This window comes from Nocardiopsis tropica (assembly GCF_042660575.1).
GTDB classification, from domain to species: domain Bacteria; phylum Actinomycetota; class Actinomycetes; order Streptosporangiales; family Streptosporangiaceae; genus Nocardiopsis; species Nocardiopsis tropica.
Map to the genome: position 1 here is coordinate 255,462 of NZ_JBHSUF010000002.1, position 26,565 is coordinate 282,026.

The window sequence follows — 26,565 nt, forward strand, 5'->3', positions numbered from 1 at the left end:
CGCCTGAGGCGCCGCCCCGCCCGGCGCTCGGCCGCTGGGGCGGGGGTCTCAGGGGGCGAGCCGGTCGGTGGCGGCGCGGGTCGCCGCTTTGAGGGTGGTGGTGCCCGCTCCGTGTCCGGCTTCTTCGACCACCACCAGGTCGGCGTCGGTCCAGGTGCGCGAGAGCCGGTAGGCGATGTCGGCGGGTCCGCTGATGTCCATGCGCCCGTGGACCATGGCCCCGGGGGTGCCCGCCAGGCGGTGGGCGTCGCGTTGGAGCTGCCCGTCGGGGAGGAAGGCGGCGTGGGACCAGTAGTGGGTGACCAGGCGGGCGAAGGTCATGCGGAAGGCGGGGTCGGCGAAGGCGGGGTGGGGGGTGTGGCCGGGGGCGGTGGAGACGTGGACGTCCTCCCAGCGGCACCAGGCGCGGGCGGCGTCGAAGCGTACCTGGGGGTCGGGGTGGGCCAGGCGGTGTGCGTAGGCGGTGGACAGGTCGTGGGGGTCGGCGCCGGGTCCGGCGCCGTGGCGGAAGAGTTCCCATTCCTCGGGGAAGACCCGGCCCATGGCGTGGGTGAGCCAGTGGACCTCGGCGGCTGTGGTGTTGGTGACCGCGGCCAGGATCAGGGCGCTGACGTGTTCGGGGTGGGCCTGGGCGTAGGCCAGGCCCAGGGTGCAGCCCCAGGACAGGCCCAGGACGTGCCAGGTGGTGAGGCGGTGGTGGGTGCGCAGGGCTTCGATGTCGTGGATGAGGTGGTGGGTGGTGTTGGTGCTCAGGTCGGTGGTGGTGTGGCGGGCGTTGGGGGTGGAGCGTCCGCTGCCGCGCTGGTCGAGCATGATGACGCGGTAGCGGTCGGTGTCGAAGAAGTCGGTGTAGGCGGGGTGGCAGCCGCTGCCGGGGCCGCCGTGCAGGACCAGGGCGGGGTGGCCGCGGGGGTTGCCGTACTCGTGCCAGTACAGGTGGTGTCCGTCGGCGGTGGGGAGTAGGCCCTGGGTGTGGGGGGTGGGCGCGGTCATGGGGGTCTCCGCGGTCGCAGGGGTGGGCCGGGGACTCTACTACAGGGCGGTGCGGGGTCGACCGTGCCCTTGGGGCAGGGGGCACACTGGCGCGCATGGTTGCCGAAGGGGTCCGGGGCGGGCTGTCGCGGGGGGAGTTCGCGCGTCGTGGGGGCTCTCTCCCAAGGCGTTGCGGTTGTACGAGCGTTCGGGGCTGCTGGTGCCGGACCGGGTGGGGGACTGGTTCTATGCGCCGGGGCGGGTGGAGCGGGCGCGGCGGATCGGTCTGCTGCGCCGGTTGGGGGTGCCTTTGGCGCTGGTGGCGCAGGTGGTGGATCTGGTCTCGCGGCGGGCGGATCCGCCCGTGTGGGGGCGGGGGTGAGGGGTTTCCTCCCGGGGGTGGTGGTCGCGGGGGTGCGGAGGTCCCCGGCTTGCGACTCTACCGACTGGTCGGTAGAGTCGCGGGTGCGGGTCGGCGCCCCGGTCCGCACCGCCGTCCACCAGCGAGGAGCCCACCATGACCGGCGACACCCGGGCCAGGGCCATGTCCGTCTACGCCGCCCACTTCGCCGCCCGCGGCTACCGCGGCACCTCGCTGGAGGCCGTGGCCACCGAGGTCGGCGTGCGCAAGCCCACGCTCTACCACCACTTCCCCGGCGGCAAGGAGACCCTGCACAAGCTCGTGGCCCTGGACTTCATCGACAGGCGCGGCCGCAGCCTGCAGGAGTCGCTGGCCGCCCCGGGCGGGCTCGCCGCTCAGCTGCGGGCCGTCATCGTGGGCGCCGTGGCCGACCCCACGGGTGCCACCTCCTCCTTCGAGCAGCACCTGTTCGACTCCCTGGGGCAGCTGGAGGGGGATGCGGAGAAGGAGCTGCGCGAGGCGTACGTGAGCAGGCTGCTGGAGCCGGTGACGGCGCGCCTGGCGCGGGCGGTGGCCGAGGGCGAGCTCGCCGACCGGGACCCGGCTCTGCTGTGCAACGCCTTCCTGCACCTGGCCAGGGCGGTGGACATGGCGCCGGGTTCCCCCGAGGAGGCGGCCGCCGCCCTGGTGTCGCTGTTCCTGGACGGGGCCCGCGCGGCCTGACCGCGCACCGGCCCCCCGGGTGCGGGGCCGGGCGCCGTCGGCCCCCGGTGTGCCCGGCCGCACCTGCCCGCGCGGGGGCGCCCCTGGGTGGGGCGCCCCCGCGCGTTCTCGCGCCGAGGGGGCGCGGGGTTCCCCGTGGCCCCGCGCCCCCTCGGCCGTGTGGGCGTCAGAGGGTCGCGCCGCCCTGGTCCAGGAGGATCTTGCGCGGCTTGGCCTTCTCGGCCACGGGAAGGCGCAGGGTCAGGACGCCGTCGGTGTAGTCGGCGCCGATGTTGTCGGTGTCCAGGTCCCGGCCCAGGCGCAGGCGCCGGGTGAAGGGGCCGGTGGGGCGCTCGGTCAGGACGGGGGCGGCCCCCTCCTGGCGGGCGGGGCGCCGGGCGTTGACGGTGAGTACGTCGCGTTCGACCTCCAGGTCGATGCTGTCGGCGTCGGCGCCGGGCAGGTCGAGCCGGACGAGGAGTTCGTCCTCGGTGCGCAGGATGTCCATGGGGACGGTGCGCTGGTGGGCGGTGGCGGCGCGGGTGGGGTCGAAGGGGATGGTGCGGGTGAGGAGCATGGTGTGAACCCCCGAGAAAGTCTCAGAAACATAACTTGATGCTGATGGACTCAAGTTTATTGACGGAGTTTGACGCGTCAATGTGGTGTGCGCCACCGCACACCCGGGGTTCTGGGATCCTGGGGTCCTCAGCCGTGCCCTGATTCGACGACCAGAGAAGAGCCGCCCGTGTCCCAGATCCCCGACGACCCCTTCCTCGCCTTCTGGAGCGAGCGCCGCATCTGCACGCTGGCCAGTCCGCGTCCGGACGGCAGCATCCACCAGGTCCCGGTGGGGGCGACCTACGACCCCGGGCGCCGCCTGGTCCGGGTGATCGCCGACGGGGCCAGCTTCAAGGCGCGCAACCTGGCCGCCCACCCCGGGGCGCGGGTGTCGGTGTCGCAGGTGGAGGGTGCGCGCTGGTCCACCCTGGAGGGCACGGCCACGGTGACGCGCGACCCGGAGGCGGTGGCCGAGGCGGTGCGCCTGTACACCGGGCGCTACCGGGCCCCGCGTCCCAACCCCGGGCGGGTCGCCATCGAGATAGCGGTCACCCGGGAGCTGGGCAACGTCCGCTCGGGCCCGGCGCGGGACTGATCCGGGGCGCACGGGTGCGGGCGCGGTGGCCGGTGCGGGTGAGGGCCCGGCCCGCAGGGCCGTGCGTCCTTGCGGCCACCGCGCCGTGCCCCTGCCGGGCCCGCGGCTCAGAGCAGGGCGCGCGCGGCCAGGTCGGCGTCCTGCGGGGTGTTGTACAGGTGGAAGGCCAGGCGTGTCCCGCCGCCCCGGCTCGTGGTGACGATCCCCGCACGCGCCAGGCGCTCGGCGGCCCCGGGCCGCTCCACCGAGGTGATCGCCGAACCGCCGGGCTCCTGGCCCAGGGCGGCGCGCAGGCGGTCGGCCAGGGCGACGTTGTGGTCGCGGACCCGTTCCACTCCGGCCTGCAGGAGCACGCGGGTGGAGGCGGCCGCGGCCACGCACGCGAACCAGTTGGGGGAGGTGTCGAAGGCCCGGGCGGTCTCGGACAGCTCCGGGGCCGGGTCGCCGGCGTAGAGCGAGGCGGCCGGGTCCCGGGTGGCGGCGGGGCCGGCGTTGTGGGGGCGCAGCTCGGCGCGCAGTGCCGGTGACAGGTAGGCGAAGGCCAGCCCGCGCGGGGCCATGAGCCACTTGTAGGCGGCGCCGAGCAGGGCGTCGAAGTCGGTGGCCCGTACCGGCAGCCATCCGGCGGCCTGGGTGGCGTCGCCCACCAGGCGCGCGCCGTGGGCGCGTGCGGCGGAGGCGATGTCGGCGGTGGGGGCGATGCGCCCCGTGGCGGAGTGGACCAGGCTGTAGGCGACCAGGTCGGTGTCGGGGCGCACGCTCTCGGCCAGGTGCTGCAGGGGGGCTGTGCGCACGGTGACGCCGCGGTCGGCCTGGGACAGCCACGGCAGGACGAGGGAGGAGAACTCGTCCTGGGGGACCAGGACGCGGGCCCCGGCGGGCAGGGAGGCGGCGAGGGTGCCGGCGATCTGGGAGACCGCGGTGCCCAGGGCGATGTCCTGGGCGGGGGCGTGCACGAGCGCGGCCAGGTTGGTGCGTGTGTCGTGGACGGCCCGCCCCCAGTGCAGGGGGTCGCCGGTGCCCGACCTCCAGGCGTGCAGGGCCTGGTCGAGGGCCTGGTGGGCGGGGGCGGGCGGGATGCCGTACTGGGCGGTGTTGAGCCAGACGGTGTCGGTGTTCCACAGGTGGTCGAAGGTGTCCATGGTGTCCATGGTCGGCGAGTGTGTCAGGCGGTGGTCTGCAGGGCGCGTGCCAGGTGGTGTTCGGCGATGGAGAGCATGAAGGCGCGGTCGGGGTAGTCGCCCTCGAGCAGGCGCAGGGGGCCGGCGACCAGGGACAGGTGCATGGCCAGGTCGTACAGGGCGCTGCGGTGGGGGTCGGGGGTGCGTGTGCGCAGGCGGGGGTGGTGTTCGCCGAAGCGCAGGCGCAGGAAGGAGTGCTCCCATTCGGCGTCGAAGAACATCATGCCCTCGATGTCGATGAGGACGGGGGTTCCGTCGGTGTCGACCAGGACGTGGTCGGGGCCGAGTTCGCCGTGGATGAGCACGTGTTCGCGGCGCGGGGTGATGCGGTGGGCCAGGGTGTGCAGGGCGCTGGTGAGCCGTGCGTGGTGGGGGTGCAGGCGCGCATCGCGTGCGGCGGCCTCGTCCAGGTCGGCCAGGGCGCGGTCCAGGACGGTCTGTTCGCAGGAGGGGGCGTGGGGGCGGCCTCCCGTGGTGAGGTGGTGGACCTTGCCGAAGCCGGGGTGGGTGGTGGCGTGCATGGTGCGCAGGAAGGCGCCGAGGCGGTCCAGGACGGGGGCGGCCGTGGCGGGGTCGCGTTCGAGGAGTTCTTCGAGGGTGGGGCCGGGCACGTCCTGGACCAGGGCGATGGCGCCGGGGTGGTGGGTGCCGGTGGTGTCGTGGGCGAGCAGGCGGGGCACGCGTACGCCCAGGTCGGTCAGGGCGCGGTGGGCGGCGGTGAACAGGTGGGGGCCCGAGGCGTGGGAGAAGGGGTCGGCGGGGTCCTGGCTGTGGGCGGCGCCGGTGTGCCAGTAGTCCTCGGTGCTGTGCCACAGGTAGGCGATGACGGTGTCGGTGTGGTCGAGGGTGAGGCGGTAGACGCCCTTCTTGCTGCCGCCGCGCAGGCGTTGGACGCCGGTGACGGGGCGGGGGTCCTGGAGCAGGGCCGCCAGGGCTCGGGCGAGGCGGGTGTGGGGTTCGCGGCTCATGAGGGGGTCCTGGTGGGTGTGGTGGGGCGGGTGGTGGACGGGGGTGGGTGGTGGACGTCCGGGTGGTGGGGCGGGTACGGGTTCAGGCTCGGTCGATGGGGGCCAGGACGCGGGCGAGCAGGTCGGCGAGCTGGGCTTGTTCGTCGGTGCTCAAGGGGGCCAGGACGGTGGCCTCGCGGTCGAGTTGGGCGGCGAAGAGGGTGTCGGCCAGGGTGCGGCCGCGGTCGGTGAGGCGGACCTGGACCTCGCGGCGGTCGCGTTCGAGGGGGGTGCGGGTGATGAGTCCGGCGGACTCCAGGCGGGTGAGGCGCTTGGTGGTGGAGGCGCCCGAGGCGATGGTCTCGCGGGTGAGCTGGCGGGGGCGCAGGCCGTCGGGGGAGCGGCGCAGGGCGGCCAGGACCTCGAACTCGGGGCGGGTGACCTCGGCGCCGGCCAGGCCGTCCTCGGTGATGTTGTTCATCAGGGCGGCCAGGCGCAGGACGCGGCCCATGGCGGCCACGGTGGACAGGTCCAGGTCGGGGCGCAGGCGGGTCCAGCTGCGGAGGAAGCGGGAGACGGCGTCGCTCATGGTGGCCTTCCTGGTGGGGGAGGTCTCCCTCTCCGCGGGTGGTGTGTGCCGGTGGACCACCCTAATATAATTTACTTGTGAATTACTTTTTGTCCAAGGTGGCGTCCCTGCGCGGCGTCCTCGGTGTCCGCGGGGCCTTCGCCCCCCGCCGCGTCCACGGCAACGTCACCCTCACCGCCCTGCGCGCGGGGGCGTGCGTGGCCCTGCCCCTGCTGCTGCTCCACGCCCTGGGGCGCGTGGACCTGGCGCCCTACGCCGCCATGGGCTGCTTCACCGCCCTGTACGCGCGCGACGACACCTACGCCCGCCGCGCCCGGGTCCTTGCCGTCGTCGGCGCCGCCCTCACCCTGGCGGTGGCGGTGGGCGGGCTCACCGCGGCCCTGTTCTCCCACCCCCTGGCCGCGGTCCTGGCGGGCTCCCTGGTGGCCGCCGGAGCCAAGTACCTCTCCGACGCGCTGGCCTTCGGCGCCCCCGCGGGGCTGATGTTCGTCTTCGCCACCGGTGTGGCCGCCTACAACCCGCAGACCCTGGCCGCGCTCCCCCTGGAGGTGGCCGTCACCGCGGCGGCCGCCGCCCTGTGCTGGGCCGCGGCCGTGGCCGGAGCCCTGGTCCACCCCACCGCCCCCGAGCGCCTGGCGGTCTCCCGCGCCCTGTACGCCCTGGCCCGGCACCTGGGCGGGCCCACCGGCGCCACCCGCGCCGCCGCCGAGTCCGCCGTGCAGCACGCCTGGACCACGCTGCTCTCCCGCACCCGCCCCGCCCGGCCGGGGAGCGCCCCCGTGCTGGAGTCGCTGGAGATCCTCACCGCCCGGTCCGAGTCCCTGCTCGGCGGCACGGGGGACGCCCTCGGCGACGCCCGCGCCGCCGCCGAGATGGGCGAGCTCGCCCGCCGCACACGGCGCGAGCGCGGGGTGCGGCCCCTGGTCGCGGGCCGAGAGCGCGCCGCCCTGGCCGCCCACGCCGAGCACCTGCGCCGGCACAGCACCCCCGCGCCCGGTGCGGCCGAGCGCCTGCGCGGTGCGCTGCGTTCCCCCTCGCCCACCCCGGTCTCGGTGGCCCGGGTGGGGCTGGCCTCCCTGCTCGCCGGGGCCCTGGCCTGGGCCGCGGGGATGGACCACGGGTACTGGGCGGCCGTCTCGGCCGGGTCGGTCCTGCAGGCCACCGACGTCACCACCACCTGGCACCGCACCCTGCAGCGCGCCCTGGGCACGCTCGTGGGCGTGGCCCTGGCGGCCGTGCTCTTCTCCTTCGACTACTCGCCCCTGGGCGTCATCGCGCTGGTGGTGCTGTGCCAGATGGCCGCGGAGATGGTGGTGGTCACCAACTACTCCTACGCGATCGTGTTCGTCACCCCGCTCACCCTGGCCCTGTCGGGGCTGGCCCACCCGACGGGCGGGGCGCAGGACCTGGCGGCCGAGCGGCTGTGGGCGACCGTGCTGGGGGCCGCGGTGGGCATCGTGGTGTGCGCCGTGCTGGCCAACCGCAGGGCCGACGAGCACCTGGAGGCCGCCCTGGCCGAGGGGGAGCGGGCCCGCCTGGCGCTGGAGCGGGAGGGCGGCGCCCACCCGGCCGCCCGGCGGGGCCTGGCCCGCGCACTGGTCGCGCTGCGCGAGGCCCACGCCCTGGCCTCGGGCGAGCCCCGCTCCCGCGGGGCGGCGCGCACGGGCGAGGTCGAGGACCTGCACCGGCGCGCCCGCGCCCTGCTGGACGCCCCCCGCGGCGGCTGAGGCCGGGGCGCCGCCTCCTCGCGCGGGGGGACCGTCGGCCCGCAGGCGGGCCGCTCACGCACCTGATGCGCGGCCGGGGGAGGGCGCCGTCGGCGGGCCCTCGTGCGCGGGGGAGGGCGGTGCGGGCGAACGGCGGCGGGAGATCGCCACCCCGGCCAGGCACAGGGCCCCTCCCGCGAACGCCGGCGGCGCGGGCGTCTCCCCCAGGGCCGCCCAGGAGAGCACCACCACCAGGACCGGCACCAGGTAGGTGGTGGCGCCCAGCCGGCCCGCGGGCATGCGCGCCAGGGCGTAAGCCCACGTGGTGAAGGCGATCGCGGTCGGGAACACCCCCAGGTAGAGCATGTTGAGCGTGGCCGCGGCGGGGGCGCGGGCCGCCTCGGCGGCCAGGTCCCCGGCGAAGGGCAGGCACGCGGCCGTGCCCACCAGGCAGCCGAACGCGCAGACCTGCAGGGGGGAGGCGTGGCGCAGCGCGGGCTTCTGGCAGACCGTGCCGACGGCGTAGGTCACCGCGGCCACCAGGCACAGCAGGACGCCCAGGACGGAGGCGTCCTCGGTTCCGGCGGTGGCGATCCCCACGACCACGGCGCCGGTGAAGGCGACCGCGGTCCCCCACAGCAGCGGGCGGGGGAGCCCCTCGCCCAACCACGCGGCGCCCAGCAGGGCGATGAGGATCGGCCCGAGGTTGACGACCATGGCGGCGGTGCCCGCGTCGACCTCGCGCTCGCCCCGGTTCAGGGCGACCGTGTACACCCCGAACCAGAGCACGCCCGAGGCGGCGATGCCCGGCCAGGCGGCGCGGGCGGGCAGGCCTGTGCGGGTCGCCGCCAGGAGTGCGACCAGGACCAGGGAGCCGGCCGCCAGGCGGCCCAGGGCCAGGGCGCCGGGGGAGTAGAACTCCCCGGCGCTGCGGATGGAGACGAAGGCCGAGGCCCACAGCAGCACGGTGAGGCCTGCGGCTGCCGGGGCGGCCCGGTGGCGGGGGGTGGGCGAGGAGGTCATGGGAGGACGGTAGGGGGCGGACGCTGCGGCGGTCAGCGAAGTGTGTCCGCGTCCAGGTCCAGGGCCTCCCCCAGGGCCTGCGCCCCCCGGTCGGTGATCCTCAGGGCGCGGCCCGAGCCGATCCGGGTGAGCCAGCGCGCGTGGAGGGCGTGGGCGCACAGTGCGGCTCCGGCGGTCCCGGCCAGGTGGGTGCGGCGTTCGGTCCAGTCCAGGCAGGGGCGGGCCAGGGGGCGTGAGCGGGTGCGCTCCAGGGGGATGGAGTGGTCGCCGAACCAGGCCAGGCCGTCCTCGGTGAGGGCGAACCCGGTGTCCTGGCGGAGCAGTCCGCGGCGGGTCATGGCGTCGGTGAGGGCGCAGCCCAGGCGTCCGGCCAGGTGGTCGTAGCAGGTGCGTGCGCGGGCCAGGGCCTCGTTGGCTCGTGAGGTGCGCAGGGTGCGCGGGGGGTCGGCGGCGGGGGCGGCCTGGGAGGCCAGGGTCTCGACCAGGCGGGCCGCGCCCGCGTCGGCCAGGCGGACGTAGCGGTGGCGGCCCTGGCGTTCCTGGGCGAGGAGGCCGCCCTCGGTGAGCCTGGTCAGGTGCGCGCTGATGGTGGAGGCGCCCACACCGGTGTGGCGGGCGAGTTCCCCGGCGGTCCAGGCGCGCCCGTCCAGCAGGGCCAGGCACACCCCGGCCCGGGTGGGGTCGGCCAGGAGTGCTGCCAGTGCGGCCAGGCGGGATCCGTCGGGAGCGTGCATGTCCTCCAGGATGCGTCATGGACGGTGCGTTCGCGGACGAAGCGTCCGGGCGGGTGCGGGCAGGTGGTCCGCGGGGCGCCGTGCCCGGGGGCGCGCCGTGTGCGGGAGGCTCCTGCCGCCCCGGGGGCGGGGTGTCCCCGCCCGAACACGGGGACACCCCTGGAGGGAGGGCCGGGGGTCAGAGGGTGTCGGTGACGCGCTTGCCGTCCTGGTCCTTGACGATGGTGAAGGAGTCCACGACCGTGCCCTGGGCGGTGCGCGCCCGGTACCGCAGGGTGTCGCCGTCCACCGACACCGCCTGGAAGGTCTGGGTGTGGCCGAGCTGTACGCGGGCCTCGGCTCCGTTGGCGGTCCAGTTGCCGTCGCCGACGTCGTACATCTTGGGGCCGGTCACCGTGACCGCGTAGACGGGGCCGGTCTGCACGTCGGGGTCGCCGGTGCGGTTCCGTACCAGGTTGCCGCGGCTGTAGGAGTGGTCGTGGCCCTGCAGGACGAGGTCCACGTCGTACTCCTCCAGGGTCTGCAGCCAGGCCTGGCGCAGGGGGGCGTTGTCGCGGCCGGGGCTGTTGGAGAAGACGGGGTGGTGGAAGGTGACCACGGTCCACCGGTGGGGGTTCTGGCTCAGGGCCTGCTCCAGCCACTGCTGCTGGGTGCGCAGCCACGCCGACGCGTTGAGCGGGGCGGCGTTGCGGTAGTTGGAGTTGAGGACGATGAAGCGCACACCCTGGTAGTCGGTGTGGTAGACGGTCCGGGGCAGGTCGCGGCCGGAGTCGGGCCCGTTGGCGGCGCCGGGGAACTGCGGGGCCCAGTGGCCGCTCAGGTTCGCGCCGGAGTACTCGTGGTTGCCGGGGGCGGCGATGTGGTTGATGCCGCCGGTGGCCTGGGCGCCGAAGGCGTCGAACCACTCCCCCCACTGGGAGTCGCTGTTGGCGCTGTCGACGAGGTCGCCCGCGTGCACGGCCAGTTCGGCGTCGGGTTCGGCGGCCAGGGCGGCGCGGACCACGGGGGCGGCGCCCCGGGTTATGTCGTTCTGGATGTCGCCGAAGTAGAGGAAGTCGAAGGGCTGCGCGTCCTGGGCGGGGGTGGTGAGGGTGCGCCAGGGGGTGTCGGCGCCGGCCCCGTCGCCGACCCGGTACCGGTAGGCGGTGTCGGGTTCCAGGCCGGTGGCGGTGGCGGCGTGGTAGGTGCCGCCGATGCGGGCGGTGGTGCGTGCCGGGACGCGGGTGACCTGGTCGGGGTCGGTCCGGGGGGCGATCTCCAGGACCTGGTCGCCGGCCTCGGCGGTGCGCCAGGTGAGGGTCTGGGAGGTGGAGGGGTCGGCGGTGGGGGAGAGGAGGACGCGTTCGGGGACGGTCTGGGCCAGGGCGTGGGGGGAGGCGGGGAGTGCGGCCATCGCCAGGGCGGCGCCGCTCAGGAGGGCGAGGGTGCGGCGGGCGGCGGATCGGGGGGAGGCGGGCATGGGGTGCCGGGCCTTTCTGCCGGGTGCGCTGACGGTGCGAACGTAGCGACCCTGCCGCAACGGTGCGTGAACGCCCGGCGCTCCTCCGTGTCCGGCCGGTGAACTCGGCGCCCGCGCGCCCGCCCCGCGCGGGGGCGCCCCTTCAGGAGTCGCGGGCCGGCAGGGGGATGCGGTCCAGGTCCTGGGCCAGGACGATGCGGCCGTCGAACTCCTGGCCGGCCTGGGCGGCGAAGAGCGGGTCCTCGCTCTGCTCGTAGCGTTCGGAGATGTGGGTCAGCACCAGGGTGCGCACCCCCGCCCGGGCGGCGATGCGCCCGGCCTGGCGTGCGGTCAGGTGCCCGTAGGAGGCGGCCAGCCCCTCCTGGGGGGCGAACCAAGTAAGCCCGAAAGGGGCAATGGGCAGGTCGTCGGGTAGCTGAGAGCTATTGCGGCTCGGGGTTGTTCTCCGCTGCTTTGATCTCACCGTGCACCACAGCCAGGCTCACCCCGACGCCGCGGGCGATCTGCCTCAGCGACTGGCCCTCGGCGCGGCGGGCCAGGATCGCGCGGCGCTTGTCGGCATCGACCACGCGGGGGCGTCCGCCCTTGCGCCCGGCGCGGGCGGCCGATTCCAGGCCGCTCTTGGTCTTGCGGACGATGTCGCGGCGGCGGTCCTCGGCCAGGGCCAGCGCCAGGTCCAGGATCAGGCTGCGCTCGGTGTGCTCGCCGGCGGCGATGCCGTCCAGGATCTTGACCGCCACGCCGCGCTCGAACAGGTCGTTGAGCACGATCAGCCCTTCGAGGAGGTTGCGGCCCAGCCGGTCGGCCTCCTGGACGGTGAGCATGTCGCCGGGGCGCATGTAGTCCAGGGCGGCCTTCAAGGCGGGCCGGTCGCTGACCTTGAGCTTGCCGCTGACCTTCTCCTCGAAGACCTTGACGCAGATCGGGTCCAGGTCCGCGTGCTGGCGTCGGGTCTCCTGCTTGCTCGTGCTGACCCGCACCAGTCCGACCAGCGCCATCCCTACCTCCCGGCGTTCGGAAAACGCGTTCGGAATCCAGGGTAGGACCGCCGGGTGAACGAACGGGTTGATGAACACCGTGTCCTGGAAGAACGCCACCGGCCCGCCCCAGGCCGGTGGCGTTCGGCAATCGACCGTTTGAACGACACCCGAAGCATCTGCGCGCCCAGTCGCTCTCACCGCGAGGAATGCCACCGCCCAAGCCCGGGCCGATCCCCCCGGAGGGGCATTGTGCCCCACGCCACAAACTGACTATTTGGGTATTTTGGTCAGTTGGTTCTACCGTGGGGCGGACAGCCTCCGATGAAGGGACGAAAGATATGACGGGCACGAGTCGCAAACCGCGTGCGCTGGTAGTCGGGCTGGGTATCGCCGGGGCCGCTGCCGCGCTGCGGCTGCACCAGATCGGCTGGGAGCCGGTGGTGGTCGAACGCGCCCCCTCGCGGCGTTCGGGCGGCTACTTCGTCGGTGTGTTCGGCACCGGCGTCGCCACGGCCCAGCGACTGGGGGTCCTGGAGCAGATCGGTGACCGCACCGCCCCTGACACCGCCGGCTACGAGGTCGACCGCGCCGGCAGGCGCAGCAAGGGGATGTCCTACGGCGAACTGCCCGGCCATCCGCGCCTGGTGCTGCGCGGCGACATCGAGGGCGCCCTGTTCGAGGCCCTGCCCCAGAACGTGCAGATCCGCTACGCCACCGTGCCCGTGCACATCCGCCAGGACGCCGGGGCCGCGCACGTGACCCTGCGCGAGACCGACGCCGGTACCGAGACCACCGAGACCTTCGACCTGGTCGTGGGCGCGGACGGGATGCGTTCGACCGTGCGCCGCCTGGTCTTCGGCCCCGACGCCAACCACCTGCACGCCCTGAACTACATGATCGCTGCCACGCTCATGCGCGAACCGTTGGAGGGCTTCCGCTCCCAGGACGCCGTGGTGATGGCCGAACCGGGCCGCTCCGCCTGGACCTTCGCCTTCGGCGACCGCGCCCCGGGCCTGCTCTTCTCCTGGCGCACCGACGACATCGACGCCGAGTTCACCCGCGCGCCCATCGACTCGGTGCGCGCCGCCTTCGGACCTGACGCCCCCGGGCCGGTCCTGGGCCCGCTGATGGAGGAGTTCGAGCAGGCCGAGGACTTCCTCTTCGACTCCGTCCACCAGGTACGGATGAAGCAGTGGCACCACAACCGCGTCGTGCTGCTGGGCGATGCCGCCTGGTGCCTGACCCTGTACTCGGGCATGGGAGCCTCCACCGCCATGGCCGGCGCCGAACTGCTGGGCACCATGCTCGACCGCCACCCCGACGACCTGGACCGTGCCCTGGACTCCTGGCACAAGCGCCTGTCACCCTTCATCGCCCACCAGCTCAAGAGCGGCATGCAGATGCGCCAGCTCTTCACCCCCGGCGACCGGCCCCAGCAGCGTCGGCGGACTGCGATGATGCGGCTGAGGAACGCGCCGCTGATCGGCACGGTCCTGCAGAAACAGATGTCCAAGAGCGAGGACTTCCAGATGAAGACCCTGGACATCGCCGCGCCCTGACGGCTTACCGGGCCTGCCCACGACCCAGGAAGGACGATCCCCATGCCTCAGCCGGTCGAGCACGACTCGCCCAAGGCCACCCGGATCCTCAGAGCCACCCGCGAGCTGGTGTTCGACCACGGGATCCGCAAGGTCACCATCGCCGAGATCGCCCGTGCCGCCGGGGTGGGCAAGGGAACCGTGTACCTGTACTGGGCCACCAAGGAGGACCTGCTACTGGACCTGTTCGGCCGCGAGCTGGTGGGGGGCCTGAACCAGGTCCGCCGAGCCCTGGCGGCCGATCCGGGCCTGGTGCGGCCCGGACGCCTGACGGCTCTGCTGCTGCACACCATGCTCACCCCGCCGTTGAACCGGCGCCTTCAGGCCGGTGACGAGGACGCCCTGCGGTTGATGGCTTACCACACCGACAGCAGGGACGTCTTCGCCCGGGCCGCGCCCGCGGCCCTGTGCACAGCGGTGCTCGATGTCCTGCGCCAGTACGGTCTCGTCCGCCAGGACCGGGCCCTGAGCGACCAGGCCTACGCGCTGCACGCGCTGCTGAACGGGTTCTTCGAAGTGGAGACCAGGGCGGTCTTCACCGGACCGCCCATCGACCGCGACCCCGGCCTGGTCCTGGCCGAGACGGTCACCACGTTGTTGGAGGTGGACTCCGAACCCGCAGAAGCGGTACTGGAGGCGGCCACCGAGAAGGTCTTGGTCGTCTTCGACCGGGTATGCGCCGACATCGTCGAGCACCTGCGGTCACTGGCCGTGGGCGCGCCCCGGAGTTGATCGCACCCACGCCTGCTGTGGCCAGGTCTGTTCTAGGCGGCCAGGTCCAAGGCGGTGAAGTCGATCTCGGCCAGGGCGGCCTCGAAGGCCTCCGGTTCGATCCCGAGTTCGTCGGTGGCGTAGGCGCCGAACCGGCGGATGTGGGCGCGCAGGTAGGGCGAAAGCCCGGCCAGGTCCTCGGCGGTGATGGTCCACCCCTCGGCCACCAGGGCGCGGACGATGTCGGCGATGTCCAGGGCGTTGTGGAAGATGACCAGGTTGGCCAGCAGGGTGTTGAGCTTGATGAGCTTCTCCTGCTCGACGGGGTCGTTGTCGGCCAGCACCCCGCCGTTGCCGAACCGCAGCCAGGCGGAGAAGGCGTTGTAGGACTCGACCTTGTTGGTGGCCGCGGTGATCCGTGAGCGCAGCGCCGGGTCGTTCAAAAAGCGCAGCAGCGCCACCGTGCGCACCGACCGGCCCACCTCGCGGAACACCTTGTAGATACGGTTCTTGCGCGAGTTGGAGCGCAGCCGGCGCATCAGCGCGGCCGAGGACAGCCGGCCTTCGCTGATGGAGAGGGCGACCTGCATCAGGTCGCGCCAGTGCCGCTCGATCAGCCGCCAGTCGATCAGGTTGCGGCCCCTCTCGCCGTACAGCTCCTCGGTGCCGGGGTAGAGCACCTTGTCGGATGCGCGGAAGAACGTCAGGTCGGCGAAATTGCGGATCCGGGGCAAAAGGTCGAACCCGAACAGGGTGGCCAGGGTGAACACCGGCGCCGACTGCCCTTGCGTGTCGGCGTGCACAGTGGAGGGCTTGACCTCGGAGGTGTTGGACAGCAACCCCTCGATCAGGTGGACCGCCTCCCACACCCCGCAGGGGATGAACCGGGAGAACAGGGCCACGTAGGTGTCGGCGACGTAGTGGTAGGCGATGCCGCCGACCCCGCCGTAGCGGATCGAGGTCTCGGCCAGCAGGTTGTCGACGTAGGTGGCCACCTGGGTGCCATCAGCGGCCACCGAGGTTCCGTCCCCCCAAGCCTTGACCACGTCCAACTCGTTGAAGGCGCCCACCACGGTGCCGATGGCGGCGTTGACCTTGGCGATGTCGATGTGGCGGTTGCGCACCATCGACAGCTCCCGCGCGGTGACGCCGGCGATGTGGCGGGCGGCCTCGGTGGGGCCGATGTTGATGCCGCCGGTGAAGACCGCCAGCGCGTACCGGTCCAGTGGGTCCTTGAGCTTGGGGTCCGATCCCGAGGCGGGCCCGAACCGGTGGTGCCAGCCCAGCCAGTGCGCGGTGCGGCCCACGATCCCCAGCAGCGACCGCTCGGGCAGGCGGGCCTCGATCGCCGCAGCCAGCCGCTCCACCGCCTGGGCCGAGCCGGGGCCGCGGCGCTTCTTCAGCCGGGGCACACCCTCGTCGATGACCAGGTCGGCGTTGTCGGCGTACCCCACCTCCAGGGCCCGGGAGGCGTCCAGGTGCCGGTTGCGCAGGTGGTCCACGAACCCCGCCGCGGTGGCGGGCAGGCCGACCTCGGCGCAAAAACCCTCCAGGCGGCGCTCGCACTCCTCCCACGGCAACAGGTGTTCGGTCCAGTCGGCGTACTCGTTCGACCCGGCCACGGCGATATCGCCGGTGCGCAGCTCCTCGGCCAGATAGCAGAAGACCATCGCCTCGAAGTGGCGCCGCTCCACCATGCCCGGGCGGCGCCGGTCGCACACCACCCGCCGCCAGTTGCCCGAGGCGAAGCCGACCCCCGAGGCGGGGTCGCCGGGGTCGGTGGGCGGGGGCAGCGGGATGAAGTCGCGCCGCTTGGCCGCGTACTCCCGGGCGTGCTCCAACGCGACCAGCACCGAGTCGTCCGAGGAAGTCGCCGTCAACTCCAGCTTCTCGACCAGGTCGAACATCACCGCCCGGTCCTTGCGGAAGAACCGGTGCACCAGCACCTCGTGGTTGTCGCCGTGCAAGGCCGACACCTCCTCGATGTCGGCGAACTGGGCGTCGAACCCGCCCGCCTGCTCCACCACCTGCGCAGCGCGCTCAGCCCGCTCGGCCGCAGTCTCGGGGGTGGCGGGATCCAGGTGCTCCAGCACACCCCGGTAGGTGCCGATCAGGTGCTCGTTGACCGCCCGCTGCCGGTGGCGGATCTCCTCCAGCTCGGTCTTGGCCTTCTTCACATTGGAGGCCACCCGCTTGCACAGCATCTCGGCCAGGTCATCGCGGGCCCGCATCCGGGCGGCGTGGACCAAGCACGCCACCAGCGCCAGGCGCTTGACAGGCTCGTAGCGCGAGAGCGTGTCGGCGTCCTGGGCCGCGGCCTCCCCGGCGAAGTCCGCGACCTTGGTCGGCGCCACCCCCTCCAGCCAGAGGTCGGTGTCCCCGATCTCGTCCACCTGGGCCAGGTGGGCGGCCTGGGCCTTGAACCGCGACCACGACGCCCGCTGCGCCGGTTTCTTGAGCCGATGGAACATCGAGTACCCGTCCTCGGCCACGCTCACCAGAGCCTGGAGGCGGGCCTGGCCCTGCTCGCCCATCCGCTCGGTGATGCGGGTGGCCATCTCGTTCAGGGTGGAGAACCCCGGCAGTTCGAGGGAGGCTTCCACCAAACGGTCCAGCGCGACGTTGATCAGGTCCGGCGGGTTGTTGCGCGCCTGGGCGGCTTCTGCGATCGCTTGGGCGGCCACCGCCCGGGCCCGCACCGGGTCGTAGGTCACGCCCAGCCGGGTGCGGATCTGCTTGCGGTGCCACTTGGCGGTGCGCCCCGCCCCGTGGTCGGGCTCGACCTCGGCGTCCAGGTCCAGGCAGCGGCGCACGTGGTCGACCACCTCATCAGGCACCTCACCCGCGGCGGGGAAGCGTGCCATTTTCTGATGGCACTTCAACGCGACCAGCACTGCGAGCAGCGCCTGGGGGCTGTTGGTGTGCCCGCGCGCCCAGTCGATCTCGTCGCTCTGGGGGGTGAAGGAGGCGTGCAGCATTCGCGCGGAGGTCAGCTTGGCGAACCGGGGGTAGGCCGTGCGCTCGATGGAGGTCACCGGCAGTCCTTTTCGACCAGGGGGTGGTGAACGCGCACACCGTAGCCGGGGGCCGGGCGGGGCCGCAGGGGGTTCACCGAACCGCAACCGGCCGGGGAGAGATCAGCGCCTCTCAGTGTTTCGCGACGGGCTCAGGGGGTGGCGTTGCCCCTTTCGGGCTTACTTGGTTCGCCCCCCTCCTCGGTGTCCAGGTAGGTGGACTCGATCACCAGCATGTCGGCGCCGCGTGCCAGTTCCAGGGCGCCCTCGCACTCGGCGGTGTCCATGACGAACGCGAACACCTGGCCGCGGCGCGGGCGGGCGCACTGGGCCAGTTCCACCCGGCGCCCGTCGCCGGTGGTGACCGCGCCCTCGCGCTGCAGGCGTCCCACCAGGGGGCCGCGGACCCCGTGGGCGGCCAGCCGTTCGGGGAGCATCCGCCACCCGTCGGGCTCGGCGAGCCGGTACCCGTAGGCGGGGACCGAGTGGCGCAGCGGCAACGCGGTCAGCGTCAGGTCCTCCTCGCCCAGTAGGCAGGCGCCCAGGCCGCCGACCGGTTGGGGCAGGACGGCGTCGGTGTCGCGGAAGGGGGTGGCGTGGCGCAGCCTGCGCCAGTACTCCTCGCCCTGGGCGGGGTAGCAGACCCGCACGGTGTGGGGGACCTGGTCGCGGGCGATGCGCTGGAGGGTGCCGGGCAGGCCCAGGCTGTGGTCGCCGTGGAAGTGGGTGAGGCAGATGCGGGTGATGTCGGTGGCGGCGAGCCCGGCCGTGCGCATCTGGCGCTGGGTGCCCTCGCCCGGGTCGAACAGGATGCCGTGGCCGTCCCAGCGCAGGAAGTAGCCGTTGTGGTTGCGGCGGCGGGTGGGCACGGCGCTGGAGGTCCCCAGGACGACGAGTTCGCGTACGGACATGACAGGGATGCTGCCACATTCGTGGCGGGGCCCCGGCCGCCCCGGGGGTCGGTGGCCGGGGTCCCGCCGGCGGGGTCCGGGCTGCCGGTGCGGGGCGCTCAGCCCAGTGCGTCCGCGGCGCGGCGGGCGGCGCGCGCCCAGTGCGGTGCGCCGGCCCGCTCGGCGGTCTCCAGGGCCCGGCGGTAGTGGCCCGCGGCCCGGGCGGGGTCGCCCAGGGCCAGGGCGAGGTCGCCGAGCTGGTGGGCGACCGGGCCCAGGGTGAGCAGTCCGCTGCCGGCCCCGGCCAGTTCCCCGGCGGCGGGCAGCAGCAGGCTGTGGGCCCGTTCCATGGCGGCGCGGTCGCCGCGTTCGACGGCGGCCCGGGCGCCCAGACAGGCCAGGGCCTCGGCGAGCAGCCCGGGGGGCGGTCGGGGCGGCAGCGGTGGCCGGTCGGGGTCGGTGAGGGCGCGGATCCACGGCGCGTGGGGGCCGGGGGCGTCGGTGGTGGGCGGGGGGTGGCCGTGCTGCAGGTGCAGGCACACCAGGGCCAGGTCCAGCAGCCCCTCCTCCATGCCGGGCATGCCGCCTCCCGCCAGGCGCACGCTCGCGGTGCGGTAGGCGGCCTCGGCCTCGCGGGCGGTGCCGGTCACGGCCAGGCGCAGTGCCGCGTACCAGTGGGTGAACACGCCCACCAGGGGGATCTCGTGGAGGGCGCCCAGCCGGTCGGCGGCGCGCATGTGGGTGTCGGCGGCGGCCAGGTCGGCCAGGGCCGCGTGGGCCTGGACCAGGATGAGGTGGCCCAGGACCTCGAAGGTGACCAGGGAGTGCTCGGTGGCCAGCGCGACCAGTTCGGCGCCGATGCGCAGCCGTTGCGGGGCCCGGCCGGTGCGGGAGAAGGACTGCATGAAGCGGGCGTTGAGCGCCAGGGCGAGCAGTGCGGGCTCGTCCAGGCGTCGGGCGCTCTGCTCGGCCAGGCGGGCGGCCCGGGCGCCGCGCCCGTCGAGGGTTCCGCGCATCTCCAGTGCCTGGGCGGCCAGCAGGCGGGCGCGCAGGGCCTCGCGGTCCCGGGGCAGGGCGGCCAGGGTGCGTTCGGTGGCGCGGACCAGGTGCGCGGACAGGTCCGGGTCGTCGTTGCGGGGCCACAGGGCGGGCACGTCGAAGGCGGTGATGACGCGGGCGCTCAGGTCGGGGTCGCCGAGCCGTTCGGCCTCGGCGACGGCCCGGCCGCGGTGGTGGCGGGCGGACTCCAGGCGGCCGGTGAGGGCCAGGGCCCGCACCAGTCCGGTGAGGGCGTCCAGGCGGGCGCGGGGGTCCTCCTCGCCGGAGCGGTCGTGGGCGGTGAGGGCGTCCTGCCACAGGCGGGCGGCCTCGTAGGGGGCGAAGCGGTGTTCGGCCTGCAGGGCGGCGGCGCGGGCGTGGTGCGCGGCCAGGGCGGCGGTGGCGGGGGTGTGCGCGCGGGCGTAGTGGTGGGCCAGGGCGGCGTCGGCGCCGGGCCGGTCCGGGTGCAGGGCGGTGATCGCCTCGGCGGCGGCGGTGTGCCAGCGGGCCCGGCGGGGGTGGGACAGGGAGTCGTAGAGGGTGTCGCGCACCAGGACGTGGGAGAAGCGCAGCGGTGTGTCCTGCTGGGTGAGGAAACCGGCGTCCAGGGCGGCGTCCAGGGCGTCCAGGTGGGTGTCCTGGTCCGGGGCCAGGGCGGCCAGGACGTCGGGGTCGATGTCGTGGCCGATGACGGCGGCCTGGTGCAGGAGGCGCTGCGCGGGCGGGGGCAGGGCGGCCAGGCGGTGGCGGATGACGTCGCGTACGCCGGCGGGGACGGTGGCCAGGGCGCTCGGGCCGTCGGTGCGCAGCAGGCGGGCGAGCTCGCGGGCGAAGAAGGGGTTGCCGCCGCTGCGCCGGTGGATGGTGCGCAGGGTGGGGGCGTCCACGTCGTGGTCCAGGACGGTGCGCAGGAGTTCGCCGGTGGTGTCCTGGGGGAGTCCGCCCAGGTAGACGCGGACGGGTTCGTGGGGGGCCAGGCGGGCCAGGGCTGCGGCCAGGGGTGCGGAGATCTCCCCGGTGCGGTGGGTGCCCACGATGAGCAGGGGGCCGGGGATGTGTTCGGCGACCAGGGCGGTGAGCAGTTCCAGGGTTTCCTGTGCGGCGCGGTGCAGGTCCTCCAGGACGAGCAGGAGGGGGCCCTGGCCGGTGGTGCGTGTCAGGAGGTCGGTGGTGCTGCGCAGGGTGTGGAAGCGTGCGGCGGCGGGGTCGCCCGGGGCGGGGCCGGGGTGGGGTGTGTCGGTGTCGGTGCCGGTCAGGGCGGTGGTGATCTGTGTCCAGGGCCAGGTGGGCGGGGCTCCGTCGTGTTCGGGGCTGCGCCCCCAGGCGGTGCGCCAGCCGCGGTGGGCCAGGCGCCGGGTGAGTTCGCGGGCCAGGGCGCTCTTGCCCGCCCCGGCGTCGCCGGAGACCAGGACGGGTGTGGTGCGGGCGTGTGCGGTGGCGGTGGCGGCGGCCTGTTCGAGCAGGTCCAGTTCGTGGGCGCGGCCCACGAAGGGGTGATCGGCGGGGAGGGGGCGGTCGGTCGGGCCGGGCAGGTCGGGGGCCGCGGGGGTGGGGGGAGTCAGGCGGGGTGCGTGGTCGAGGATGTCGGCTTCGAGGCGGCGCAGGTCGGGGCCGGGGTCCACGCCGAGTTCGTCGGCCAGGGTGCGGCGGGCGCGGCGCAGGGCGTGCAGGGCCTCCCCCTGGCGCCCGCACCGGTACAGGGCCAGGGCCAGCAGGTTCCAGGCGTTCTCGCGCAGGGGGTGGGCGGCGGCGTGGGGGTCCAGGTCGGCGGCGGCCTGCTCGGCGCGGCCCAAATCCAGCAGGGCGCGGGCGCGCTGTTCCACGGCCAGGAGCCGCAGCCCTTCGAGGCGGTCGGCCTCCTGGTGCGCCCACGGGTAGGCGGTGAACTCGGCGTAGGCGGGGCCGCGCCACAGGGCCAGCGCCCGGTCCAGTTCGGCCAGTGCGGGGCCCGGCTCCCCGGTGTCCAGGTGGGTGCCGGCGCGGGTCAGGGCGGCCTCGAACCTCCAGGCGTCGACGCCCTCGGGGCCGGTGCGCAGGGCGTAGCCGGGCGGGGCGGTCACGAGCAGGCGGGCGGGCCGGCGCGGGGCCCGGTCGGGTTCCAGGGAGCGGCGCAGCGCGGAGACGAAGGTGCGGACCGCGGACACCGAGCCCTCGCGGGGGTGTTCCCACAGGTCCTCCACGAGCAGGTCCACGGGGACGGTGCGGCCCCGGGCCAGGATCAGCCGTGCCAGGACGGCCCGGTGGCGGGGGCCGGGGAGGGGGAGCGGCCCCTGGGCGCGGTGGGCCTCCAAGGGGCCCAGGACGCGCAGCTCCACGGCCGTGTCCTCGTGTTCCCCCGTCATGTCCTCCACGGTAGCGGGCTCGGGGCCGTGGCCGGTCGTCGCAGGCGGGGGCGCTCAGCGGGCGCTCATCGCCTGCTCATCCGCGCCCGGCATGCTCTGGACCGAGAACCGAACCAGTGGAGGTAACCGTGGAACCGAGGATCAGCGGATTCGACTACCAGCGTGTGCCCGTGGCCGAGGGGGTGGCGCTCAACGCCGCCGTGGGGGGCTCGGGCAGCCCCCTGGTGCTGTTGCACGGGTTTCCGCAGACGCACCTGATGTGGCGCCACGTGGCGGCGGACCTGGCCGCCGACCACACCGTCATCTGCCCGGACCTGCGCGGCTACGGTGACAGCGACAAGCCCGCCGACACCGACGGGCGCGCCTACGCCAAGCGGACCATGGCCGCGGACGTGGTCGCCCTGGCCGCGGCCCTGGGCCACGACCGGTTCGCGCTGGCGGGCCACGACCGCGGTGCGCTGGTCGCGATCCGCGCGGGCCTGGACCACCCCGGCGCCGTCACCCACCTGGCGTCGCTGGACGTGCTGCCGACCCTGGACATGTGGGACGTGATGCACGGGGTGTCGGCGTCGGTGGGCTTCCACCTGTACCTGATGGCGCAGCGGCCGGGTCTGCCCGAGGCGTTGATCGGCGCGGAGCCCGACGTGTTCTTCGGCCACTTCCTGGACGTGTGGGCGCGTGACCCCGAGGCGATCCCGGCGCCGGTGCGCGCCGCCTACCTGCGGGCGAGCCGGGAGGCGGTGCCCTCCATCGTCGCCGACTACCGGGCCTCGGCCGGGGTGGACGTGGCCGACGACGAGGCCGACCGGGCGGCGGGGCGGACGTTGTCGATGCCCGTGACGGTGCTCCAGCAGGACTGGGGGTCCGAGCTCGGCTTCGACGCCCTGTCCCGGTGGAGGGAGTGGGCGCGGGACCTGCACCACGCCACGGTCTCCTGCGGCCACTTCATGGCGGAGGAGGACCCGGCGGAGGTCGTCAAGGCGCTGCGCGCCCTGCTGGCCCGGTAGGGGGGACGGACCCTCGGCGGGGGCCTGCTCCTGCCGGGGGTCCGGGGCGCCGCCGCCCCCGGGGCGCGGTGGAGGAGCCGGGCCGCGCCGTGGGGGGATTCTCACGCCCGGGGGCGGGTGCCACCGCCGGGGTCGGCGCGGTGTGCGGTCCCCGCCCCCGGCGGTGGGCCTAGGAGTGCGCCCATACCCCCAGTTCGTTGCCGCTGGGGTCGGCGAAGTGGAAGCGGCGCCCGCCCGGGAAGGCGTAGGGGGCTTCGACGATGCGCCCCCCGGCGCGGGTGACCGCCTCCACCGACCGGTCCAGGTCCTGGGAGAAGAGCAGCACGAAGGGGCCTCCGGGCTGTACCCGGCCCTGGGTGGTGAGGCCGCCGACCTCGTGGTCCTCCTCCCCCGGGCCCCGGATGCCCGCGTACATGGGGCCGTAGTCGTTGAAGCGCCACCCGAACGCCTCGGCGTAGAAGCGTTGGGCCTCCTGCAGGTCGGTGACGGTGAGTTCCACGTAGTTCAGGGCGTGGTGGGCTGGTGCGGCTGACGGGTTCATGGGCCGCATTGTGCCGGAGGGGTCCGACAGCGGGCGGTCGCGTGTCCCGGACGCGGCCCCCGTGGCGTTGCCCGTGGGGCGGGGCGTGGAGCCGGGAGAAAACGTCGGATGCTCCGCGAAAACTACTGGGACACCGGCAGCGCGGGAGCGGCCAAGCGGCGTTCACGCCCCTCGTTCGGCACTCTTCCACGGGTGTCGGTGTCCGTTCAGCCAGGCGCCGAGCGGTGTGCAGCGGACGGCTAGCTGGTACGTGAGGAGCAGCATCGCGCTGGAACCGATCAGGGTGATCGACAGCTTGACCGCGACCGGGAGGCTCAGGTCCGCAAGGCTCATCCCGATGGCGACCACGATCGGCAGGTGCATCAGGTACATCCAGTAGGAGGCGTCGGCCAGGTACCGGATCGCCGGGCGGGGGCGGCTGAGGAAGCGCACGCACACGCCGACCAGACCGTAGGTCACGCACCATCCGCCGAGGGCGACCAACGCCGCGCCCATGGGTAGCGGAACCTGCCCTTGGGCGATCAGCATGATCGACAGGCTGATCGCCCCGACGGTGAGATACGCGGCCCAGTCCCTGCTGATTCCGGCCAGTGCGTCGGAGCGACGGCGCAGCGCCCAGCCGACCGCGAAGGCGCCGAGGTATCCGACGAGTGGGGCGACCTCGGGAACGATCGTTGCGGGCTCGATGATCCCCGACATCGGCCTCCCCTGGATCAACACGACGACGGTGTAGGGCACGGATGCCACGAGGACGCCGGCGCGCGACGAGAACAGCGTCGCCATCCGCTCGGAGAACGCCGACGCCCGTTCCCTCCCGATGAACCGGATGAGCAGAGCGCGCACCGCCACGGTGATCACGATGCATTCCATGAGCACGAGAAGGAACCAGAGCTGACCGGGACCGAACATGACCAGCGGGTCGGTCACCTCGGGCTGCGCCGTGCCGGGATGAGTGCTTGCGAACATGAGCGCCAGCAGGCCGAGCGGAAACACCGCGACCGGCCAGAACGCGAACATGGGCAGCAGGACGCGCTTGGCTCGATCACCCACGTACCGCCGGGCGCCGCGCCGGTCGAGCATCAGAGCCCCGAAGTAACCGGCCAGCGTCATGAACAGCACCATCCTGAACGAGTGGATGACGAAGTTCGTCTCGGCGAGTCCCACCGGCGTGTATCGATCGTGGAAGAACCAGGGCTGGGTCGCGATGAACGGCACGCATGCGTGCAACACGATGCCCAGCAGCAAGGCACCGCCACGAAGCGCATCCAGTCCGTGTATCCGTTGCGGGCGGCCGGCGGGCTCCGCCGTGCGGACAGGGGCCGGTTCCTTGGAGGAGGTCGTCATGCCAGCGACGCTACGGATCGCACCGGGCCGGCACATCGATCATCGGGTCAGCCGGATATCCACCGATCGGTGGAGCGGAGACGCTGGCGGATCGTCGTTCGGGACGGCGACAATCGAGTGGTGCCAAGACGAAGCGGATCGGGGCGAGGCCCGGCGCCGACATCTGCCGGCCCGGCGGGAGCCTCCGCGCTGTGGATCGGATTGTCGGTCGCCGCGCTCTCCCTCGTGCTCGCGATCAGCCTGGGAATCGGCGGAGACTTCCCTCCTCTTCTCAGTGGTCGAGCGGAGCCGGCTCCGCTGCGGGTCGTGTCACCGATCGTCGTGCTGCTCGTGCTCCGCGTCTGTATGGAACTGGTGCACCAGAGGGCGCAGGAGGGCAGCCGCGTGGCGACGGCCCTCTACCTCGTGCACGGCCTCACCCTGCTGGCGGGGGTCACCCTCAACCCGTTTCTGTGCGTCTACGCCTTTCTGGGCTTCCTCGACGTCGAGCGTTTCCTGCCTCGACGTGTCGTCTTCGCAGGGATCATCGGTACGGCTCTGCTGTGCGCCTTCGGCCAGGCGGGCGCTGTCGCAGGCGTGACGACCAGCCCGCTCGTCTTCGTCACCCTGCTCCTGGTCAACGTCGGCCTCGCCGGCGCGATGACATGGTTCGCGCAGTTGCGGGAGGAGCACGCGGACGAACGGGAGCGCGTCGCCGCCGAACTCGCCGAAGCTCACCGGGAGAACCTCGCCCTTCACGAGCTACTGCTCGAACAAGCCCGCTCCGCGGGCGTCGCTCAGGAACGCGCCCGGCTGTCGCGCGAGATCCACGACACGGTGGCCCAGGGCCTCGTCGGAGTGATCCGCCAGCTCGAGGCGCTCCCCGGCGATCTCGGGCAGAGCGCACGGCCGGGGATCGAACGGGCGGAGCACGCAGCAAGGGACTGCCTCTCCGAGGCACGCAGAGCCGTGCGCGCCCTGGCTCCACACCAACTGGCCAAGGACGATCTCACCAGCGCGCTCCGCGGCCTCATCGAACGCTGGGCCGCGTCTCAGGCAACGCCGGCCGAACTCGTCGTCGTCGGAGCCCCGGTCGCCGGCGACGGTGACGACGTGGTGCTACGAGTCACGCAGGAGTCGTTGGCCAATGTCGCACGCCATGCCCGGGCCTCGTCGGTCACCGTGACGCTGAGCTGGCTCCCTGACACCCTGCTGCTGGACGTCGCGGACGACGGCGTCGGATTCGACCCCGACACGATAGTTCGAGGAAGGGGTCTCTCGGGAATGAAGGAGCGACTCGCCGAAGTCGGCGGCCATCTGATCGTCGAATCCGAACCCGGCCACGGCACCACGATCGCAGCGAAGGTGCCACGATGAGCGCCGTCCGCATCGTCATCGTCGACGACCATCCGATCGTCAGGCACGGCCTGGCCGGAGTCTTCGCCGACGAGCCCGGCATCGACGTGGTCGGCGAGGCGGACAGCGGCCCCCGAGGCCTGGTTGTCATCGCCGACACCGAACCGGACGTCGTCCTCATGGACCTGCGCATGCCGGACGGCGACGGTGCCCCCGCGATCCGGGAACTCGTCAAGAACAGAACCCGGGGCCGACCGCGAGTGCTGGTCCTCACGACCTACGACACCGATCGTGACATCCGCAGCGCCCTCAACGCGGGCGCAGACGGATACCTGCTCAAGGACGCCTCGCGCACCGAACTGGTCCGCGCCGTGCGCGACCTGGCCGTTGGCCGGCCGGTGCTGGCACCCGCAGCACTCGCGGCCCTCCTCGGACGCGAGGCGGAGACCGAGCTCAGCACCAGAGAAATCGACGTACTGCGCCTCGTCGCCGACGGCCTCACCAACAGAGCGATCGCAACCCGACTGCGAATCAGCGAGTCCACCGTCAAAACCCATCTCCTCCACACGTACTCGAAGCTGGGAGCCGCCGACCGCGCGCAAGCCGTCCGCATCTGCTGGGAACGCGGCCTCGTCTGACCCCCAGCAGTGCGGGATCCCGCTCTCGGGACCGGCCGACAGGCGCCGCACGACCCTGGCCCGTCGCGCCGATGGCCCGTCGCTGGGCGCGATCCCCCGCGGGGCCGGGGTAAGCCTGGCCGTCGTGCACTGCGAGGTCACCGCAGTTCGCCTTCCGGAAGCCGACCGGGCCTGCCGGTCTTCGTCACGAGCACGGGTCCCGGGGTGTGCCGGCGCATGTCCGGCGGCTCACCGCACCGGGGTCCGCACGGGTGTGATCCAGGGGGCGTCGGCCCCCGCGGCGTGAAGAGGGCCCCGCAC

22 protein-coding genes and 2 pseudogenes are annotated in these 26,565 nt (G+C 73.7%); 9 read left to right on the top strand and 15 right to left on the bottom strand.

Going from position 1 to position 26,565, the window contains the following annotated elements:
* Positions 1 to 48 precede the first annotated feature (48 nt).
* Positions 49 to 993 carry a prolyl aminopeptidase gene (gene pip / locus ACFQBR_RS03735; RefSeq protein ID WP_344185023.1) on the bottom strand — a complete coding sequence of 315 codons (945 nt, stop codon included), beginning with the start codon at positions 991 to 993 and terminating at the stop codon, positions 49 to 51.
* 175 nt (positions 994 to 1,168) lie between these two features.
* Here pip and ACFQBR_RS03740 point away from each other — a divergent pair, with 175 nt between their 5' ends.
* Together ACFQBR_RS03740 and ACFQBR_RS03745 are read left to right on the top strand one after the other, a co-directional pair.
* Entirely contained in the window at positions 1,169 to 1,354 is a 186-nt protein-coding gene (locus ACFQBR_RS03740) for a MerR family transcriptional regulator (protein ID WP_344185024.1), read from the top strand.
* Between the two features lie 135 nt (positions 1,355 to 1,489).
* A complete protein-coding gene (locus ACFQBR_RS03745) occupies positions 1,490 to 2,056 on the top strand; it encodes a TetR/AcrR family transcriptional regulator (RefSeq protein WP_344185025.1) in 567 nt (188 codons plus the stop codon).
* 166 nt (positions 2,057 to 2,222) lie between these two features.
* On the opposite strand, the gene ACFQBR_RS03750 is transcribed toward ACFQBR_RS03745, so the two are convergent.
* On the bottom strand, positions 2,223 to 2,612 hold the full coding sequence (locus ACFQBR_RS03750; protein WP_267950183.1) for an Hsp20/alpha crystallin family protein: 390 nt from the start codon (positions 2,610 to 2,612) through the stop codon (positions 2,223 to 2,225).
* Between the two features lie 168 nt (positions 2,613 to 2,780).
* Here ACFQBR_RS03750 and ACFQBR_RS03755 point away from each other — a divergent pair, with 168 nt between their 5' ends.
* Positions 2,781 to 3,188 (top strand): pyridoxamine 5'-phosphate oxidase family protein, encoded by a 408-nt coding sequence (locus ACFQBR_RS03755; RefSeq protein ID WP_378552077.1) that lies wholly within the window; start codon positions 2,781 to 2,783, stop codon positions 3,186 to 3,188.
* 107 nt (positions 3,189 to 3,295) lie between these two features.
* Here the strand turns inward: ACFQBR_RS03755 and ACFQBR_RS03760 are convergent, their stop codons facing one another.
* The 3 genes from ACFQBR_RS03760 to ACFQBR_RS03770 all read right to left on the bottom strand — a co-directional run bounded on the left by ACFQBR_RS03760 (position 3,296) and on the right by ACFQBR_RS03770 (position 5,905).
* Positions 3,296 to 4,330: an aminotransferase class V-fold PLP-dependent enzyme gene (locus tag ACFQBR_RS03760; RefSeq protein WP_378552252.1), complete on the bottom strand. Its 1,035-nt coding sequence runs from the start codon at positions 4,328 to 4,330 to the stop codon at positions 3,296 to 3,298.
* Positions 4,331 to 4,353: 23 nt separating this feature from the next.
* Positions 4,354 to 5,337 carry a phosphotransferase family protein gene (locus ACFQBR_RS03765; protein ID WP_344185027.1) on the bottom strand — a complete coding sequence of 328 codons (984 nt, stop codon included), beginning with the start codon at positions 5,335 to 5,337 and terminating at the stop codon, positions 4,354 to 4,356.
* A gap of 82 nt (positions 5,338 to 5,419) precedes the next feature.
* On the bottom strand, positions 5,420 to 5,905 hold the full coding sequence (locus ACFQBR_RS03770) for a MarR family winged helix-turn-helix transcriptional regulator (protein WP_344185029.1): 486 nt from the start codon (positions 5,903 to 5,905) through the stop codon (positions 5,420 to 5,422).
* Positions 5,906 to 5,982: 77 nt separating this feature from the next.
* On the opposite strand from ACFQBR_RS03770, the gene ACFQBR_RS03775 reads away from it, so the two are divergent.
* Positions 5,983 to 7,632 (top strand): FUSC family protein, encoded by a 1,650-nt coding sequence (locus ACFQBR_RS03775; RefSeq protein WP_378552079.1) that lies wholly within the window; start codon positions 5,983 to 5,985, stop codon positions 7,630 to 7,632.
* 54 nt (positions 7,633 to 7,686) lie between these two features.
* Here the strand turns inward: ACFQBR_RS03775 and ACFQBR_RS03780 are convergent, their stop codons facing one another.
* From ACFQBR_RS03780 to ACFQBR_RS03800, 5 genes and pseudogenes are all read right to left on the bottom strand, one after another.
* Positions 7,687 to 8,634, bottom strand: a complete 948-nt coding sequence (locus tag ACFQBR_RS03780; RefSeq protein WP_344185438.1) for a DMT family transporter — start codon at positions 8,632 to 8,634, stop codon at positions 7,687 to 7,689.
* Between the two features lie 32 nt (positions 8,635 to 8,666).
* Positions 8,667 to 9,368, bottom strand: a complete 702-nt coding sequence (locus tag ACFQBR_RS03785; protein ID WP_344185437.1) for an ArsR/SmtB family transcription factor — start codon at positions 9,366 to 9,368, stop codon at positions 8,667 to 8,669.
* A gap of 178 nt (positions 9,369 to 9,546) precedes the next feature.
* Positions 9,547 to 10,827, bottom strand: a complete 1,281-nt coding sequence (locus tag ACFQBR_RS03790) for a purple acid phosphatase family protein (protein ID WP_344185436.1) — start codon at positions 10,825 to 10,827, stop codon at positions 9,547 to 9,549.
* Between the two features lie 142 nt (positions 10,828 to 10,969).
* A pseudogene (locus ACFQBR_RS03795) lies at positions 10,970 to 11,188 on the bottom strand (ribonuclease Z); the annotation flags it as partial.
* A 61-nt stretch (positions 11,189 to 11,249) separates the two neighbouring features.
* The gene (locus ACFQBR_RS03800; RefSeq protein WP_344185435.1) at positions 11,250 to 11,825 is read right to left on the bottom strand and encodes a recombinase family protein; all 576 of its coding nucleotides are present in this window, start codon (positions 11,823 to 11,825) and stop codon (positions 11,250 to 11,252) included.
* Between the two features lie 320 nt (positions 11,826 to 12,145).
* Here ACFQBR_RS03800 and ACFQBR_RS03805 point away from each other — a divergent pair, with 320 nt between their 5' ends.
* Both ACFQBR_RS03805 and ACFQBR_RS03810 read left to right on the top strand, forming a co-directional pair.
* Complete coding sequence (locus ACFQBR_RS03805; RefSeq protein WP_344185434.1) at positions 12,146 to 13,366, top strand: FAD-dependent monooxygenase; 1,221 nt, start codon at positions 12,146 to 12,148, stop codon at positions 13,364 to 13,366.
* Between the two features lie 42 nt (positions 13,367 to 13,408).
* Positions 13,409 to 14,137, top strand: coding sequence for a TetR/AcrR family transcriptional regulator (locus ACFQBR_RS03810; RefSeq protein WP_344185433.1), 729 nt, complete (start codon positions 13,409 to 13,411; stop codon positions 14,135 to 14,137).
* Between the two features lie 32 nt (positions 14,138 to 14,169).
* On the opposite strand, the gene ACFQBR_RS03815 is transcribed toward ACFQBR_RS03810, so the two are convergent.
* The 3 genes and pseudogenes from ACFQBR_RS03815 to ACFQBR_RS03825 all read right to left on the bottom strand — a co-directional run bounded on the left by ACFQBR_RS03815 (position 14,170) and on the right by ACFQBR_RS03825 (position 21,400).
* Positions 14,170 to 17,151 carry a Tn3 family transposase gene (locus ACFQBR_RS03815; protein ID WP_344185432.1) on the bottom strand — a complete coding sequence of 994 codons (2,982 nt, stop codon included), beginning with the start codon at positions 17,149 to 17,151 and terminating at the stop codon, positions 14,170 to 14,172.
* 176 nt (positions 17,152 to 17,327) lie between these two features.
* Positions 17,328 to 18,041, bottom strand: a pseudogene (locus ACFQBR_RS03820) (ribonuclease Z); the annotation flags it as partial.
* Between the two features lie 98 nt (positions 18,042 to 18,139).
* On the bottom strand, positions 18,140 to 21,400 hold the full coding sequence (locus tag ACFQBR_RS03825; RefSeq protein ID WP_378552085.1) for a BTAD domain-containing putative transcriptional regulator: 3,261 nt from the start codon (positions 21,398 to 21,400) through the stop codon (positions 18,140 to 18,142).
* Positions 21,401 to 21,528: 128 nt separating this feature from the next.
* Between ACFQBR_RS03825 and ACFQBR_RS03830 the strand changes: the two genes are divergently transcribed.
* Positions 21,529 to 22,407 (top strand): alpha/beta fold hydrolase, encoded by an 879-nt coding sequence (locus ACFQBR_RS03830; RefSeq protein ID WP_267950173.1) that lies wholly within the window; start codon positions 21,529 to 21,531, stop codon positions 22,405 to 22,407.
* A gap of 169 nt (positions 22,408 to 22,576) precedes the next feature.
* On the opposite strand, the gene ACFQBR_RS03835 is transcribed toward ACFQBR_RS03830, so the two are convergent.
* Together ACFQBR_RS03835 and ACFQBR_RS03840 are read right to left on the bottom strand one after the other, a co-directional pair.
* Positions 22,577 to 22,948, bottom strand: coding sequence for a VOC family protein (locus ACFQBR_RS03835; RefSeq protein ID WP_344175343.1), 372 nt, complete (start codon positions 22,946 to 22,948; stop codon positions 22,577 to 22,579).
* Positions 22,949 to 23,110: 162 nt separating this feature from the next.
* The gene (locus ACFQBR_RS03840) at positions 23,111 to 24,328 is read right to left on the bottom strand and encodes an acyltransferase family protein (protein ID WP_378552088.1); all 1,218 of its coding nucleotides are present in this window, start codon (positions 24,326 to 24,328) and stop codon (positions 23,111 to 23,113) included.
* A 270-nt stretch (positions 24,329 to 24,598) separates the two neighbouring features.
* Between ACFQBR_RS03840 and ACFQBR_RS03845 the strand changes: the two genes are divergently transcribed.
* Both ACFQBR_RS03845 and ACFQBR_RS03850 read left to right on the top strand, forming a co-directional pair.
* Positions 24,599 to 25,648 carry a sensor histidine kinase gene (locus ACFQBR_RS03845; RefSeq protein WP_344175349.1) on the top strand — a complete coding sequence of 350 codons (1,050 nt, stop codon included), beginning with the start codon at positions 24,599 to 24,601 and terminating at the stop codon, positions 25,646 to 25,648.
* Positions 25,645 to 26,265 (top strand): response regulator transcription factor, encoded by a 621-nt coding sequence (locus ACFQBR_RS03850; protein ID WP_344175351.1) that lies wholly within the window; start codon positions 25,645 to 25,647, stop codon positions 26,263 to 26,265. Before ACFQBR_RS03845 ends, ACFQBR_RS03850 begins: the two co-directional genes overlap by 4 nt.
* The last annotated feature ends 300 nt before the right edge of the window (positions 26,266 to 26,565 follow it).

Coding starts and splice junctions, on each gene's coding strand:
- pip (WP_344185023.1), bottom strand. CDS start 993: ATGACCGCGCCCACCCCCCACACCCAGGGCCTACTCCCCACCGCCGAC.
- ACFQBR_RS03745 (WP_344185025.1), top strand. CDS start 1,490: ATGACCGGCGACACCCGGGCCAGGGCCATGTCCGTCTACGCCGCCCAC.
- ACFQBR_RS03750 (WP_267950183.1), bottom strand. CDS start 2,612: ATGCTCCTCACCCGCACCATCCCCTTCGACCCCACCCGCGCCGCCACC.
- ACFQBR_RS03760 (WP_378552252.1), bottom strand. CDS start 4,330: ATGGACACCTTCGACCACCTGTGGAACACCGACACCGTCTGGCTCAAC.
- ACFQBR_RS03765 (WP_344185027.1), bottom strand. CDS start 5,337: ATGAGCCGCGAACCCCACACCCGCCTCGCCCGAGCCCTGGCGGCCCTG.
- ACFQBR_RS03770 (WP_344185029.1), bottom strand. CDS start 5,905: ATGAGCGACGCCGTCTCCCGCTTCCTCCGCAGCTGGACCCGCCTGCGC.
- ACFQBR_RS03780 (WP_344185438.1), bottom strand. CDS start 8,634: ATGACCTCCTCGCCCACCCCCCGCCACCGGGCCGCCCCGGCAGCCGCA.
- ACFQBR_RS03785 (WP_344185437.1), bottom strand. CDS start 9,368: ATGCACGCTCCCGACGGATCCCGCCTGGCCGCACTGGCAGCACTCCTG.
- ACFQBR_RS03790 (WP_344185436.1), bottom strand. CDS start 10,827: ATGCCCGCCTCCCCCCGATCCGCCGCCCGCCGCACCCTCGCCCTCCTG.
- ACFQBR_RS03800 (WP_344185435.1), bottom strand. CDS start 11,825: ATGGCGCTGGTCGGACTGGTGCGGGTCAGCACGAGCAAGCAGGAGACC.
- ACFQBR_RS03805 (WP_344185434.1), top strand. CDS start 12,146: ATGACGGGCACGAGTCGCAAACCGCGTGCGCTGGTAGTCGGGCTGGGT.
- ACFQBR_RS03810 (WP_344185433.1), top strand. CDS start 13,409: ATGCCTCAGCCGGTCGAGCACGACTCGCCCAAGGCCACCCGGATCCTC.
- ACFQBR_RS03825 (WP_378552085.1), bottom strand. CDS start 21,400: ATGACGGGGGAACACGAGGACACGGCCGTGGAGCTGCGCGTCCTGGGC.
- ACFQBR_RS03835 (WP_344175343.1), bottom strand. CDS start 22,948: ATGAACCCGTCAGCCGCACCAGCCCACCACGCCCTGAACTACGTGGAA.
- ACFQBR_RS03840 (WP_378552088.1), bottom strand. CDS start 24,328: ATGTGCCGGCCCGGTGCGATCCGTAGCGTCGCTGGCATGACGACCTCC.
- ACFQBR_RS03850 (WP_344175351.1), top strand. CDS start 25,645: ATGAGCGCCGTCCGCATCGTCATCGTCGACGACCATCCGATCGTCAGG.